Source organism: Pseudarthrobacter sp. NS4, assembly GCF_024758005.1.
Classification (GTDB): domain Bacteria; phylum Actinomycetota; class Actinomycetes; order Actinomycetales; family Micrococcaceae; genus Arthrobacter.
The window spans coordinates 3,115,295-3,129,592 of sequence record NZ_CP103288.1 but is presented as its reverse complement, the minus strand read 5'-3'; the positions used below and the strand labels follow the sequence as shown (position 1 = coordinate 3,129,592).

Below are 14,298 nucleotides of genomic sequence, written 5' to 3'. Positions count from 1 at the left end.
GCCCGCACGTCCTTCAGGAGACCCCGTTGACCGATACCCGCTATCTGGTGCACGGGGTCTTTTGGGATGGCCAGCCGGCTTCCGTCAAAGGGCACGACGGCGGCGCCCCGGTTTTGCGCCTTCAGGCACCGTCCGGGGACTTCCGCCACATCAGCCTGCACCCTGGAGCCCGCATCGGTTTCCAGGTAGAAGACCGCGGCAGGTCCTGCCTGGGGCACCTGCGCGTCCACTCGTCCACGCGCCGCGACCATGTCCTGTGTGCTGCACGCGCCTTGGCGGCAAAGGGCAAGCAGTGTGAGCGCTGCTTCATGCTCGACGAGTCGCGGCTGATCCACGACTTTCACCGTGGAGGCCGCGTCACGCCGGGCCTGCGGGACTACCTGATGCAGGAACACTGGCTGTATGTGGCCACCTTTGCCGGCGGCAGCACCAAGGTGGGAACGGCCTCGGGCCCCCGGAAATGGAACCGGCTCGCAGAGCAGGGAGCCGTGGTGGCCAGGTACGTCGCCAGGGCGCAGGACGGCCGCGTAGTGCGGATCCTGGAGGATCTGGTGACGGGAGAAACCGGACTGGCCCAGCAGGTGCGGTCCGCCGCCAAGTCGGAGGCACTGCTGCAGCCGCTCCAGGATGCCAAACTGGGCACCATGAACTCCGGTCATGCCAGCGAAGTCCGCGGCCTGCTGGCGCGCACCGGCGTCGAAGGCTTCACTGTCGTGGACGAGCCGTGGGTCCGCCCGGCACAGGCCTCCGCTCTCTACCGGCCGGGGTCCCGCCACACCTACCCGCATTCGCTGGACAACGGGCGGCACGGGTTCGAAATTGCCGCACTCAGCGGACCCAACGCCCTGGCCCGGCTGGATGGAACGGACGCTGTCTTCGTGATGAACCTGGGCCGGCTGGCGGCCCGCACTATCGTCCTCGGTGACTTCGTCTCGGACGTGCCGTCCGTGCAGGAATCCCTGTTCTAGCCTGGCCGGTAAACTGGCAGGGTGCTGAACGAATTCTGGGCCACCGCGCCAACCCGTTACAAAGTCCTGGTTTTCAGCGCGATGGGCCTGATCGCCGTCGGCATCATCCTTAACCTGGTGGGTAACACCAGCGGCAACCAGGGACTGGCCACCGCGTCCCTGCCGCTGATCGGGCTGGGGCTTGTCCTGCACATCGCGGGCATCGTGGTCCGCGGCCAGGCCATCCGGAAGAACCTGCGCCGGTAGCTGCTTCTTCGGCGCGGCCTCCCTTTTCTGCCCCCTGACAGGCGGGCGATAGGCTTGAGGCCATGACTATCAATCCGGATCTGCAGGGCCGAAGCTACCCTGCCGCAGAGGTTTACGACGTTGGACGCGAGAAAATCCGCGAGTTCGCCCGCGCCGTCAAAGCCAGCCACCCTGCACACTTCGACGTCGACGCAGCCAAGGCCCTGGGCCACAGCGACCTGGTTGCCCCGCCAACCTTTGCGATTATCATCGCCCAGCGCGCCGACGCCCAGCTCATTGAGGATCCGGAAGCCGGCATTGACTTCTCCCGCGTGGTCCACGCCGACCAGCGCTTCACCCACCACCGGCCCATCTTTGCCGGCGACCGCCTGGTGGCCGAACTGCATGTTGACGGTGTGCGCGCCATGGGCGGCGGAGCGATGATCACCACCCGCTCAGAGATCTTCTCCCTTGGCACCGATGATTCCCGAGAGCCTGTCACCACCACCACATCGTCCATCCTGGTCCGCGGAGAGGGACAGTAACCATGAGCCCCAGCATTAACGAACTCACCACCGGCCAGGAGATCGGCAGCCGTGCCATCGAGGTCACCCGGACCGACCTGGTCAAGTATGCCGGCGCCTCCGGCGACTTCAACCCCATCCACTGGAACGAGGCCTTCGCCACCGGTGTAGAGCTGCCCGGCGTCATCGCCCACGGCATGTTCACGATGGGCTCGGCCGTCCAGCTGGTGACCGACTGGGCAGGCGACCCGGCGGCCGTCGTCGACTTCCAGACCCGCTTCACCAAACCGGTCCTCGTCACCGACACCACCGGAACGCAGGATCCGGGCGCCACCATCGAGGTCACCGGCACCATCGGGAAGATCGACGCCGACGCCGGCACCGCCCGCGTTGACCTGGCGGTCGTTTCCGCAGGGCAGAAAGTCCTGATGAAGGCCCAGGCCGTCGTCAAGCTCTCCTGAGTCCTCGTTGACGTCAACGGCCGGAACCGGGGCCACCACAACGGAAGCCAGGCACTGGCGCAATGCCGTGATGGTTGCTTACGCCGCCAGCGGCCTGGCGTTCGCCTCGTGGGTTTCCCGGCTTCCGGCCATCCGTGACGCACTGGACCTCACCCCGGGAAACGTCGGGGTCCTCCTGCTCTGCATGACGCTGGGTTCGTTTGCCTCCGTCACCGCATCCGGGCTGATCGTGCTCCGGCTGGGCTCCAAGCGGACCATCAGGACCGGCAGCATCATGGTGGGCGCAGGCCTCCTGCTGGCCGGTTTCGGCACGTCCGTCCTGGCCAGCCCGGTGGTGACCGCGGCGGGACTGGCCGTCATCGGCCTCGGAACCGGGAGCTGGAACACGGCCTCGAATGTTGAGGGCGCCGCCGTGGAGCGGGCTGTTGGCCGGCACATCATGCCCAGGCTGCACGGCGCCTTCAGCTTGGGTACGGTGGCCGGGGCGGGGATCGGGGCCGGGGCGGCCGCGCTGTCCCTGCCCGTGTCCTGGCATCTGGCGGCAGCCGGGGCGGTGGTCGCCGTCTCGGTGACGACGGCGGCAGCCTGGTTCCGGGCCGACGCTACCCCGGTGGCGGGTGAGCGGACCTATGCCCCGGACAACTTCGAGGACCCCGTTACCGGTCCCATCCCCGTAATTCGTGCGGGAGTGGGCCCGGAGGACGCGCCTCTGGACAACAAAAGGAAAATCGCCCAGGCCTGGCGCGACCGGCGAACCCTTCTCCTTGGCGTGCTGGTGCTGGGGCTTGCACTTGCCGAAGGTGCGGCGGGGGACTGGGTGGCCCTGGCACTGGCTGATGGCCACGGCCAGACCGACGCCGCCGGTGCCGCCGGCTATGGCCTCTTTGTGACGTTCATGACCATCGGGCGGTTCGCCGGGACACTGGTTCTTGACCGCTTCGGTCGGGTACTGGTGATGCGCTGGTGCGCGGCGATGGCTGTGCTGGGCCTTGGCCTGTTTGTTTTCGCTCCGGCTCCCTGGCTGGCCTTCGTTGGGCTCGCGGTCTGGGGCCTCGGCGCGTCCCTCGGCTTCCCGGTGGGCATGTCCGCCGCTGCGGACGATCCTGCCAAGGCCGCGGCCCGGGTTTCGGTGGTGTCCACGATCGGGTACGGGGCGTTCCTTTGCGGTCCGCCGCTCCTGGGACTGCTCGCGGAGCACGTGGGCATCCTGCATTCCCTGTTGGGCGTCATGGTGATGCTGGTGGTGAGCTTCCTGCTGTCGCCGGTGGCCAGGAAGGCCGCCTGACTTTCCCTAGTATTGTGGTCTGGTGACTCCCACGATGCTTTCCCAACTCACCACGTCCGCCGTTGGCGGCCCTGCCGGCACTTTCATCGAGGCGGGCACCGAGGCCGAAATCATCGACGCCGTCCGCACGGCCGATGCGGCAGGCGAGCAGGTCCTGATCATCAGCGGCGGCTCCAACCTTCTGATTTCCGACGACGGGTTCCCCGGTACCGTCGTGAAGATCGCCTCCGAAGGGTTCACCGTCAATGCGGAGGACTCCTGCGGCGGCGTGGCGGTGGTGGTGCAGGCCGGCCACAATTGGGACAAGCTGGTGGAACACGCCGTGCTGCACGCCTGGTCCGGAATTGAAGCGCTGGCCGGTATTCCAGGCTCCACGGGTGCCACCCCGGTACAGAATGTGGGCGCTTACGGTGCCGACGTTTCACAGACCATCGCCGCGGTGCGCACCTGGGATCGCGGACGGAACGCCGTGAAGACCTTCACCAATTCAGAGCTCAGGTTCAGTTACCGGGACTCCATCCTCAAGCAGACCACCGTCAACGGCTCGCCCCGCTACGTGGTGCTGACAGTGGAGTTCCAGCTGCCCCTGGGCAGGATGAGCGCGCCTATCCGCTATGCCGAGCTGGCACGGTCGCTGGGGGTTGAGCCCGGCAAGCGCGCCTACGCCAACGACGTTCGCCGCGAGGTCCTGCGGCTGCGCGCCTCCAAAGGCATGGTGTGGAACTCTGCCGACAGGGATACCTACTCCACGGGCTCGTTCTTTACCAACCCCATCGTCCCGGCGGAGGTGGCCGAGGCGTTGCCGGACTCCGCGCCGCGGTACCCGGCAGGTGCTGACGGGCTGGTAAAGCTTTCCGCAGCCTGGCTGATCGACCAGGCCGGCTTCGGCAAGGGCTTCGGCCTGGACGCGGACAGCGTGTCCGGCGGGCGGGCCGCGCTGTCCACCAAGCACACGCTCGCCATCACCAACCGCGGTTCAGCCAGCGCCGCGGACCTGGTGGCCGTGGCACGTGAGGTGCGGGCCGGCGTCGAACGGCGCTTTGGCATCGAGCTGCATCCTGAACCGCTGCTTATCGGCTTGGAACTGTAGCCTCCACCGGGGCTTCCTGCTTGTTCTGCCGCAGCGCTTCGGCTGCCCCCATGACGGCTGATGCCCAGCCGGTGAGCACCAGGTAGATGCCCATGAAGACCCAGACCAGCAGTCCTGGCGCCAAGGGGCTCGAGAGCCCCGTCACGACGCATGTCACCAACCCTGCCAGGGCGACGGCGAGTGACAGGATCCAAAGGACCTGTCCTGCACGCGGGTGGCGCGGCCAGTCACGGTGGATGCGCACCCCGGTGCGGCTGACGGCGATGCCGGGAAACAGCACCGCATAGCCACCGCCCAGGCACAGAGTGAGCGAGGGAAGGAGCAGCAGGGGCTCGGACTCGCCGCTGCCCAGGACGGCCGGGAGGAAGAGCATGCCCGCCACCGTTCCAGCCAGGACGCAGACCGTCCCGCCGATCATCCACCGCTTGGTTTTACGCGCGAGCAACTGCCACAAACTCCCCAAAGTCATGCTTCTACCCTAGCCGTCGTTTTGCGGATCCCGCCCCGACCCTAGGATGAGGGCATGGCTGCAGTGGTGGGGAAGCGTCTTGACCGCAGATTGATGGGCCGGCTGCGGCTTGCGTCGCAGGGGCTGTTGGGTGCGGGGGAGCCTCTGCGCTCCGCGGTTGATGTGGTGCGCTGGATGACGGCCATGCAGGCGCAGGACCTGCAGGCGGCCATGTGGGCGGTGGGCGTCCGGATGCCGGAGTCAGGCCTTAGCCAAGTACGGGCTGCCCTTGACGCGGGAACGATAGTCCGTTCGTGGCCGATGCGGGGAACCCTCCACCTGGTTGCACCGGAGGACCTGCGCTGGATGCTGGAACTCACCGCGGACCGCCTCACCAAGGGCATCGCCAGCCGGCACCGCGAACTCGGCATTACGTGGGCGGATGTGGAGAAAAGCCGTGACATCGCCCTGGCCAGGATTTCCACGGAAGGCCCGGTCAGCCGCACTGACCTGTTCAAGGCGTTCGACGCCGCCGGCCAGCCTACGCAGGGACAGCGGGGCATCCACATCCTGGGGACCCTGTGCCGGCACGCATGGCTGGTGCAGGGGCCCCTGGCCGGGAATCAGCAGCTGCTGGTGGCCTTCGACGACTGGATTCCCGTTTCCCCCAGCCTCGACCGGCCTGCGGCAATTGCCGGGTTCCTGCTACGTTACTTCCGCAGCCACGGGCCGGCGACCGTCCGCGACTTTGCCTGGTGGACACAGATTCCGCTGACCGAAGTCCGGTCCGCACTGGAAACCATCCGGGATGGACTGGTGGAGCTCGAGTTCGTCGGCACCGGCTACTGGATGTCGCCGGAGACGGCGGCGCTGCTGGATACCGGAGTCCCGGGCGGGCGCTCCCTGCTGCTGCTTGCGGGCTTTGACGAATTCCTCCTGGGGTACACGGACCGGAGTCATGTCCTGCCGCCCGGGTATGCGGACAAAATTGTTCCCGGCGGGAACGGGGTCTTCAAGAAAACTGTCGTGGCAGGGGGAGAGGTGATTGGCACCTGGGCGAGGGAAGGCATGGGCCAGCGCGCCGCCGTCGTACCCGAACTCTTTGACCCGACCCGGCCGCTGGGGCCGGCAGCACAGGCTGCCTTCGGTCGCGCAGCCCGGCGGTACCTGGAGTTCCTGGAAAAGTGACGTGCTGCCACGCAAAAGCGGCCCCGCCCCGAAACGGGGCAGGGCCGCTTGGCAGCTGCAGTGCTACAGGTTGCCGGTGGCGATGTTCAGCATGCGGCGCAGCGGCTCGGCGGCGCCCCACAGGAGCTGGTCACCCACGGTGAAGGCGCTGATGTACTGCGGGCCCATCTCCATCTTGCGGATACGGCCAACGGGGATGTCCAGGGTGCCGGAGGCTGCCACCGGGGTGAGCTCCGCCATGGAGGCTTCCTTGGTGTTGGGAACCACCTTGGCCCATTCGTTGTCCTCCGCCAGGAGTTTCTCGATCTCGGCGACGGACAGGTCCTCGCGGAGCTTCAGGGTGAGGGCCTGGGAGTGGGAGCGCATGGCGCCGATGCGGACGCAGAGGCCGTCCATGATGACGCGGTTTTCCTCGCCGGTGCCCAGGATCTTGTTGGTCTCGACCCCGGCCTTCCACTCTTCCTTGGACTGTCCGTTGCCCAGGTCGGCGTCAATCCAGGGGATCAGGGAGCCCGCCAGGGGCACGCCGAACTGGGTAGCGTCGATGCCGGTGCGCTGGTGGGCCAGGACCTTGCGGTCGATGTCCAGGATCGCCGACGCGGGGTCGTCCAGTTCCGTGCTGACCTCGGCGTTGAGCGTGCCGAACTGGCTGAGGAGCTCACGCATGTGCCGGGCGCCGCCGCCGGAGGCAGCCTGGTAGGTCATGGAGGTGCCCCACTCGACCAGCCCGTTCTTGAACAGGCCGCCGAGGCCCATCAGCATGCAGGAAACCGTGCAGTTGCCGCCGATGAAGTCCTTGGTGCCGTTGACCAGGCCCTTGTCGATGACGTCGCGGTTGACGGGGTCCAGGACGATGATCGAGTCGTCGTTCATGCGCAGGGTGGAGGCGGCGTCGATCCACAGGCCGTCCCAGCCGCGGCTGCGGAGTTCGCCGTGGACCTGCTTGGTGTAGTCGCCGCCCTGGGCGGTGACAATAATGGGCAGCTTCGCGAGGGTGTCGATGTCGAACGCGTTCTCGAGCTTGCCGGCGCCTTCAGCGAAGGAAGGCGCGGCACCTCCCGCGTTGGAGGTGGAGAAGAACACCGGGTTGATGTTGGCGAAGTCGCCCTCGTCCTGCATGCGCTGCATGAGGACGGAACCGACCATGCCGCGCCATCCGACCAGGCCGACGGAAGGGGTAGCTGCTGTAGTCATCCGTCCAGTTTAGACGCCGGAACCGGCACCGCGCAGTCGGTTACGTCACTCCGGCCGCTCAAGCTCCCCATACAATGCGGTTTAGCTCCGGTCGGAGTGCTCCGGGACGGCAGCCTTGCGGGCCCGCAGGGCGAAGAAGGCTCCGAAGGCGAAGACCTGCGTGACTACCACCAGCACGATGGCGCCGGCGATCTTGTTGCCGCCCAGGATCATCGTGAGCCCAACGATCGCAGACAGGAGGGCAAGCAGGGGGAGCAGCATGTACCCAAGGACAAAAAGGGTTTCCGGTTTCTTCAGCATGGTTTAGCCCTCGGTCCTTGACCACTTGGTGAATCGGTAGCGGGTGCCGTTGACAGCAGTCAGCCAGCCGTCCGGCGGCAGGGAGGCGGACGCCTCCCAACTGGTGCCAAGCTCAGGGGCGAAAGTGTCGCCATCGGCCTTCACATCAATGGTGGTGACCACCGCGACGTTGGCCAGCTCCGTTGACTGGCGGAAAATCTCCCCGCCGCCCAGGATCCAGACTGTGTCCCCGCCCTCGACGAACTGGGACTCCAGCAGCGCATCGTCCAAAGAGGGAACCACGACGGCGCCCTCCGCCTCAGGCGTATCGGCCCAGCTTTTCTGGCGGGTAATGACGATATTTGTCCGCCCCGGCAGGGGGCGGTACTTTTCCGGGAAGGACAGCCAGGTTTTGCGTCCCATGATGACCGGGTGCCCGGTGGTCAGCCGGGTGAAGTGTTTGAGGTCCTCAGGGAGGTGCCAGGGCATGTCCCCGTCCTTGCCGATGACGCCGTCGGGCGTCTGCGCCCACACCAGGCCAACGCCGGTGACAGAGGAGGCCAGCTCCTCCGTGAAGGACTGCGGATCCGTGAAGTTTTCTGTGCTCATACTGCGATCGGCGCCTTAATCGTGGGGTGGTGCCGGTAGCCCACCACTTCGAAGTCCTCCAGCGTGTAGTCGAAGATCGATGCCGGTTTCCGGTTGATCTTCAGCTGCGGGTACGCATATGGCTCCCGCTCCAGCTGCTTGAGGACCTGGTCCATATGGTTTTCATAGATGTGGACGTCCCCGCCGGTCCAGATGAACTCGCCGGGTTCCAGTCCCACCTGCTGGGCCACCATGCAGGTCAGCAACGCGTAGGACGCGATGTTGAACGGCACGCCCAGGAACATGTCCGCGGAGCGCTGGTACAGCTGGCAGGACAGCTTGCCGTCGGCGACATAGAACTGAAAAAACGCGTGGCACGGCGGAAGGGCCATGTCGGAAAGTTCGGAGACGTTCCAGGCGGAGACGATGTGCCGGCGGGAGTCCGGGTTGGACCTGAGATTCTCTATCAGTTCCGCGATCTGGTCGATGTGCCCGCCGTCAGGGGTGGGCCAGCTGCGCCACTGCACGCCGTAGACGGGGCCAAGGTCGCCGTCCGCGTCCGCCCATTCATTCCAGATGGTGACGCCCTGTTCCTGCATCCACTTCACATTCGTTTCACCGCGCAGGAACCACAGAAGCTCCACTGCCACGGACTTGAAATGGACCCGTTTGGTGGTGATCAGCGGGAAGCTTTTCGTCAGGTCAAAGCGCAGTTGGCGCCCGAAAACGCTGGTGGTTCCGGTCCCGGTACGGTCCGATTTGTGCGTGCCGGATGCCAGGACATCGCGCAGGAGGTCTTCATAAGGGGTTGGGATGCTCACGTCCCAAGTCTATCGGGAGGGCAGGAAGCCGCTGGACGCCGGCCCGGTGCGGGCATGCCTAGTCGTCGAACGGTTTGAACTTCTCCACGGCAACGACCCGGTTCTTTCCGCCGGGAGCCACGTGGCACACCACCAGTTCACCGGGTGAAAGGTAGGGCTCCTCGGACGGAAGGAGGCTGCTCAAGACCGGCGGCATGTGCTGGGACAGCTGCGCGAATACCGTGGGCAGCGCCGGGCGGTGCGTACAGACGACCACGGGGCGCTGCTTATCGAACAAGGACTCGACGACGGCCGCCGTTTTCTTCGGGCTCCGCTCGTGCCGGTGCTCCGTAAGCGCCTCCGCCAGCTTCACCTTCGCGCCGGCGGCCTTGGCGTAAGGCGCTACTGTGGCCACGCACCGCAGCCAGGGACTGGTCACCACGCGCGGCGGCTTCCAGGTTTGCAAAAGCCGGCCGACGGCCCGCGCCTGGCGCGTTCCGGTGGCGGCAAGTGGCCGCTCGCCTTCGGCCTTGCTCCAGGACGAGCGCGGCTTGGCCTTGGCATGGCGCAGCACCAGGAGCGGCCAGGTGTTCAGTTCGTTGCGTTCGTGGGCTTCGTGCAAGTACTGCAGTGGTACGACGTCGGTCGGGTTGGAGAGCAGCGCGGCCGCCTTCTCCGGCGTGCACCAGATGACGCTGTCCACCTCCTTGCCGTCGGGAACAAGCCGGGTCCCGTTCACCTTGACCGCCCAGTAGTGGACCACCTTCAAACCGGAGGCGACGTGGTAATGGATGGGAGGCAGGGGAATCCCCAGGGGCGCGTCGAGGCCAATCTCTTCCCGGACTTCCCGGACCGCGCATTCGGGGACTGTCTCGCCGTGGTCGATCTTGCCTTTGGGCCACGACCAGTCGTCATAGCGGGGACGGTGGATCAACAGGACTTCAAGCTTGTCCTTCGTGACCCGCCATGGCAGGGCACCGGCAGCGGTGACTGCTACTGGTTCCCCCGGGTGGTCTGTCTGGTCTGCTACGAGCGCATCGCTTGACAAAACAGTTTCCCTTACCGCCGGCTCAGGCTGCGCTGCCGGGGACGGGACGCGAGCAGCCACGACTGGACGTCCTCAAGGGGTTTGCCGTCCTCAGCCAAGTGGTGCCGGGACCAGTTGCCTTCGTTGTCCAGGTGCCAGCTGGCGGTTTCCGGTGTCATATAGCGCTTGAGCAGGTCAAGGACATAGGCGATGTCATCGGCACTGGCCAGCTGGACCAGGGCTTCCACGCGGCGGTCCAGGTTGCGGTGCATCATGTCCGCGGACCCGATGTACACCACAGGGTCGCCGCCGTTGGCGAAAGCGAACACCCGCGAGTGTTCCAGGAACCGGCCCAGGATGGAACGGACTGTGATGTTTTCGCTCAGCCCGGGGACGCCGGGGCGCAGCGAGCAGATGCCGCGGACCACCACATCGACCTTGACGCCGGCCTGCGAAGCCCGGTACAGGGAGTCGATGATGGCTTCGTCCACCATGGAGTTCACCTTGATCTGCACCCGCCCGGGTACTCCGGCGCGGGCATTTCGGATCTCGGTCTCAATCCGGTCGATCAGGCCTGACCGCACCGAACGGGGCGCGACGAGCAATCGCTTGAAGGTGGACTTCGGGGCATAGCCGGATAGCTGGTTAAACAGCTTGGAGAGGTCCTCGCCCACCTGTTCGTTCGCGGTCAGGAGACCCAGGTCCTCGTAATACCGTGCGGTCCGTGGGTGGTAGTTGCCTGTTCCAATGTGGCAGTAGCGGCGCAGCCCGTCCACTTCCTGGCGCACCACCAGGGACAGCTTGCAGTGTGTCTTGAGGCCCACGATTCCGTAGACCACATGCACGCCGGCCTGCTCAAGCTTGCGGGCCCACGAAATGTTCGCCTGTTCGTCGAAACGGGCCTTGATTTCCACCAGGGCCAGGACCTGCTTGCCGGCCTCGGCCGCGTCGATCAGGGCGTCAACAATGGGCGAGTCGCCCGAGGTGCGGTACAGGGTCTGCTTGATGGCCTGGACCTTGGGGTCCGCGGCGGCCTGCTCAAGAAACGCCTGGACGGAGGTGGAGAATGAGTCGTACGGGTGGTGCAGCAGGATGTCACGGCGGCGCATGGCGGCGAAGACGTTCGCGGCCTTGGACGTCTCGGACTCGTTGAGGTACCGGGAAGTATGCGGAACGTGCTTGGGGTAGTGCAGGTCCGCGCGGTCAATGCCGGCGATGACGGACAGGCCGCGGAGGTCCAGCGGAGCCGGCACCGAGTACACCTCGGATTCCTCCACGCCCAGTTCACGGATCAGGAGCGCACGGATATTGGGGTTGATGTCGTTGGTGACCTCAAGCCGCACCGGCGGGCCGAAGCGGCGGCGCAGGAGTTCCTTCTCGAGCGCCTGCAGGAGGTTTTCGGCGTCGTCCTCTTCCACCTCAACATCCTCGTTCCGGGTGACGCGGAACGAGTGGTGCTCCAGGACCTCCATGCCGGGGAAGAGCTTATCCAAATGGACGGCAATGACTTCCTCAAGCGCAATGAAGCGGGCCACCCGGCCTGCAACGGCACCTGCGCGGGGTCCGTCAATGGAGATCAGGCGCGGCAGCTGGTCCGGTACCTTGACGCGGGCAAAGAGCTCCTTGTCGCTGACAGGGTTCCGGACCACGACGGCAAGGTTCAGCGAGAGGCCGGAGATGTACGGGAAGGGGTGGGCCGGATCCACCGCCAGGGGCGTGAGGATGGGGAAGACCTTTTCGGCGAACATCACGCTGAGCTGTTGCTTGGCGGCGTCGTCCAGTTCATCCCAGTGCATGAGGTGGATGTGCTCATAAGCCAGGGCAGGACGGATCTGGTCGGCATACACCTGGGCGTGGCGCTGCTGGAGCCGGTGGGCTTCCCCGCTGATCCTTTCGAGCACCTCCACCGGGCTCAGGCCTGCGGGCGACGGCACCGCCAGGCCGGTGGCGATGCGGCGCTTGAGGCCGGCCACCCGGACCATGAAGAACTCGTCCAGGTTGGAGGCGAAGATCGAGAGGAAGCTAACGCGCTCCAACAGGTGCAGCGAGGGGTCTTCCGCAAGTTCCAGGACACGGGAATTGAAGCTGAGCCAGCTCAGCTCGCGGTCCAGGAAGCGGTCCGGGCGGATGTCGCCTTCGGGCTGAAGGTTCGGTGCGAACTCGGGGATGTCAATGCGGTCCTGGGTGGCCCGGGACGCCGGTACTTCCGAGGAACCGAAACGGGCGCGCACAGGTACTGCTATGTCCTGGGACGTAGCAGTACCGGAAGGTTCCGGGTTCATGGCATCTCCTTTACCTGGCGCTTGATGCTGGCGCTTCCGGCCCGCGGCGTTCTGTTTCAACCTTACAAGCATTCAGTACAGCCAAGGCCCTTGATTTCCGCCCTTCGCCCCGTGTGTCAGTGGATGGACTAACCGGCTGCCACCGGTCCATACATCACGTCCATGTCCCAGCGGGTGAACCCAAGGCGGCGGTACAAGGACACGGCGGGGGCGTTGTCCGCATCCGTATACAGCATGACGGCGTGCAGTCCCAGCTCCTGAAGGTGTTTGATGCCCGCAATCGTGAGCGCTTTGCCAAGGCCCATGCCCTGCGCCTCCGGCGCCACGCCCACCACATAAACCTCGCCGATGGCCGGATGCGAACCATGCCGGGGGTGCACCTTGGTCCAGTGGAACCCCAGCAGCCGCCCGTCCCTGTCCTCGGCCAGGAGGAAGCCGGCCGGGTCAAACCACTCCTCGGCCATGCGGGCTTCAAGATCTGCCCTTGTAAGGTTCCCCTGCTCCGGGTGGTACGCGAACGCCGCCCGGTTTGCTGCCAGCCAGGCGTCCTCATCCTGTCCCGGCACGAAGGACCGGATGGTCACCCCTTCCGGAAGGGCGGCGTCGGGCAGCTCCGCACCCGCCGTCGTCATGCGCATCTTCCACAGTTCGCGCACCGGCGCGTAACCGTAGCGCGCCGCGAGGTCGGCGGCGGCCTCGTGGTTGCCATGGGACCAGGCCTTCAGCCCGTCAAAGCCGCGGCTTTCCTTCAACGCTCCCACAAGGCGGTCGGCAACGCCCTGGTTGCGGTAAGAGGGGTGGACGGCAATCTCCAGGATTCCGCTGCCGTCCTTTTCCTCGACCACGGCTGCGAAGCCGGCCAGGTCCTGCCCGGTGGCGGGGTCGGAGTCCTCGTCGGGCGCGTACAGCGCCAGGGTCAGCAGCGAGTGCTCGGCCGAGTCTCCGGCACGCATGGTTACCAGGGTCTGCTCCGAGATGGATGGATTGCCATCAGACTCCTCGGCCGCGGCCAGCAGGTCGCGGCAGTCTTTCAGAAGCTGCTGGTCAACCCCGCCTCGGACAACATGGACGGGCCACTTCTCGGGGTGCGCTGGAGTCATGAAGCAAGGCTATACGGATAACGGCCCGGTACTCAGGCTTCGGTGAGCTCGTCTTCCTGTTGGCGGACCAGGGTCAGGCGGTAGCCCACGTTGCGGACCGTGCTGATCAGGTTCTCGTGGTCCGCCCCCAGCTTGGCGCGCAGTCGCCGGACATGGACGTCCACCGTGCGCGTACCACCGTAATAGTCGTAGCCCCACACCTCAGTGAGCAGCTGCTGGCGGGTGAATACCCGGCCGGGGTGCTGGGCCAGGTATTTCAGGAGTTCAAATTCCTTGAAGGTCAGGTTCAGCGGCGCGCCGTTGACGCGGGCAGTGTAACTGGCTTCATCGATGACAACGCCCGCCGCGCGGATTTCGCTGGGCGTATCTTCCTGTTCGGGCACAGCCCGGGCGATCGAGAGCCTGATGCGTGCCTCCACTTCAGCGGGACCGGCTGAATCCAGGACGATGTCATCAACTGCCCAGGCGGAGGAGACGGCAGCCATGCCGCCTTCCGTGAGGATCAGCACCAGGGGGGCGCTCAGCCCGGTGGCTTTGAGGAGCTGGGTGAGGGACCGGGCGCCTACCAGGTCCTTCCGGGCGTCCAGGAGCACGATGTCGCAGGGATCGGTCTCAAGCAGTGCCGTGGGTTCGGCGGGGAGGATGTGGACCCGGTGGTTCAGCAATTCCAAGGCAGGCAGGATGTCAACCGAAGAGCCGGTGCTGTTCGTCAATAACAGGATGTGCGACATTGTTCCTCCAAGGGCCGTCCGCGCACCGTTGAGCGACTGAACCGGATTCTCACCGGCCTGTACTGGCTTCCAGCGCGGACTTGGGGCCGGCCAAAAAGCTGCCTGCCC

General features: G+C 65.9%; 16 protein-coding genes. 7 read left to right on the top strand and 9 right to left on the bottom strand.

What is annotated here, in order from left to right; genetic code table 11:
* The first annotated feature begins 26 nt into the window (after window positions 1–26).
* From NXY83_RS14795 to NXY83_RS14770, 6 genes are all read left to right on the top strand, one after another.
* Window positions 27–968 carry a DUF2797 domain-containing protein gene (locus NXY83_RS14795; RefSeq protein WP_258802951.1) on the top strand — a complete coding sequence of 314 codons (942 nt, stop codon included), beginning with the start codon at window positions 27–29 and terminating at the stop codon, window positions 966–968.
* Window positions 969–989: 21 nt separating this feature from the next.
* Complete coding sequence (locus NXY83_RS14790) at window positions 990–1,214, top strand: DUF3188 domain-containing protein (protein WP_258802950.1); 225 nt, start codon at window positions 990–992, stop codon at window positions 1,212–1,214.
* A gap of 62 nt (window positions 1,215–1,276) precedes the next feature.
* Entirely contained in the window at window positions 1,277–1,738 is a 462-nt protein-coding gene (locus NXY83_RS14785) for an FAS1-like dehydratase domain-containing protein (RefSeq protein WP_258802949.1), read from the top strand.
* A 2-nt stretch (window positions 1,739–1,740) separates the two neighbouring features.
* Window positions 1,741–2,178 (top strand): MaoC family dehydratase, encoded by a 438-nt coding sequence (locus NXY83_RS14780; RefSeq protein ID WP_258802948.1) that lies wholly within the window; start codon window positions 1,741–1,743, stop codon window positions 2,176–2,178.
* Window positions 2,179–2,248: 70 nt separating this feature from the next.
* Complete coding sequence (locus NXY83_RS14775) at window positions 2,249–3,463, top strand: MFS transporter (RefSeq protein WP_258802947.1); 1,215 nt, start codon at window positions 2,249–2,251, stop codon at window positions 3,461–3,463.
* Window positions 3,464–3,485: 22 nt separating this feature from the next.
* Complete coding sequence (locus NXY83_RS14770; protein ID WP_258802946.1) at window positions 3,486–4,553, top strand: UDP-N-acetylmuramate dehydrogenase; 1,068 nt, start codon at window positions 3,486–3,488, stop codon at window positions 4,551–4,553.
* Here NXY83_RS14770 and NXY83_RS14765 read toward each other — a convergent pair.
* A complete protein-coding gene (locus NXY83_RS14765) occupies window positions 4,534–5,022 on the bottom strand; it encodes a hypothetical protein (protein WP_258802945.1) in 489 nt (162 codons plus the stop codon). The two genes, NXY83_RS14770 and NXY83_RS14765, sit on opposite strands and share 20 nt — an antisense overlap.
* Window positions 5,023–5,076: 54 nt before the next feature.
* Here NXY83_RS14765 and NXY83_RS14760 point away from each other — a divergent pair, with 54 nt between their 5' ends.
* Window positions 5,077–6,189, top strand: a complete 1,113-nt coding sequence (locus NXY83_RS14760; RefSeq protein ID WP_258802944.1) for a winged helix DNA-binding domain-containing protein — start codon at window positions 5,077–5,079, stop codon at window positions 6,187–6,189.
* Between the two features lie 63 nt (window positions 6,190–6,252).
* Here NXY83_RS14760 and asd read toward each other — a convergent pair whose 3' ends face one another.
* The 8 genes from asd to NXY83_RS14720 all read right to left on the bottom strand — a co-directional run bounded on the left by asd (window position 6,253) and on the right by NXY83_RS14720 (window position 14,190).
* The gene (gene asd, locus NXY83_RS14755) at window positions 6,253–7,383 is read right to left on the bottom strand and encodes an aspartate-semialdehyde dehydrogenase (RefSeq protein ID WP_258802943.1); all 1,131 of its coding nucleotides are present in this window, start codon (window positions 7,381–7,383) and stop codon (window positions 6,253–6,255) included.
* Window positions 7,384–7,464: 81 nt separating this feature from the next.
* On the bottom strand, window positions 7,465–7,683 hold the full coding sequence (locus NXY83_RS14750) for an NF038396 family protein (RefSeq protein ID WP_258802942.1): 219 nt from the start codon (window positions 7,681–7,683) through the stop codon (window positions 7,465–7,467).
* 3 nt (window positions 7,684–7,686) lie between these two features.
* The gene (locus NXY83_RS14745) at window positions 7,687–8,271 is read right to left on the bottom strand and encodes a dihydrofolate reductase (RefSeq protein ID WP_258802941.1); all 585 of its coding nucleotides are present in this window, start codon (window positions 8,269–8,271) and stop codon (window positions 7,687–7,689) included.
* Window positions 8,268–9,071 carry a thymidylate synthase gene (locus NXY83_RS14740; RefSeq protein WP_258802940.1) on the bottom strand — a complete coding sequence of 268 codons (804 nt, stop codon included), beginning with the start codon at window positions 9,069–9,071 and terminating at the stop codon, window positions 8,268–8,270. Before NXY83_RS14740 ends, NXY83_RS14745 begins: the two co-directional genes overlap by 4 nt.
* 58 nt (window positions 9,072–9,129) lie before the next feature.
* Window positions 9,130–10,098 carry an NUDIX hydrolase gene (locus NXY83_RS14735; protein ID WP_258802939.1) on the bottom strand — a complete coding sequence of 323 codons (969 nt, stop codon included), beginning with the start codon at window positions 10,096–10,098 and terminating at the stop codon, window positions 9,130–9,132.
* A gap of 11 nt (window positions 10,099–10,109) precedes the next feature.
* A complete protein-coding gene (locus NXY83_RS14730) occupies window positions 10,110–12,359 on the bottom strand; it encodes an RNA degradosome polyphosphate kinase (protein ID WP_258802938.1) in 2,250 nt (749 codons plus the stop codon).
* A gap of 128 nt (window positions 12,360–12,487) precedes the next feature.
* On the bottom strand, window positions 12,488–13,459 hold the full coding sequence (gene mshD, locus NXY83_RS14725) for a mycothiol synthase (RefSeq protein ID WP_258802937.1): 972 nt from the start codon (window positions 13,457–13,459) through the stop codon (window positions 12,488–12,490).
* A gap of 32 nt (window positions 13,460–13,491) precedes the next feature.
* Window positions 13,492–14,190 carry a winged helix-turn-helix transcriptional regulator gene (locus NXY83_RS14720; protein WP_258802936.1) on the bottom strand — a complete coding sequence of 233 codons (699 nt, stop codon included), beginning with the start codon at window positions 14,188–14,190 and terminating at the stop codon, window positions 13,492–13,494.
* Window positions 14,191–14,298 lie beyond the last annotated feature (108 nt).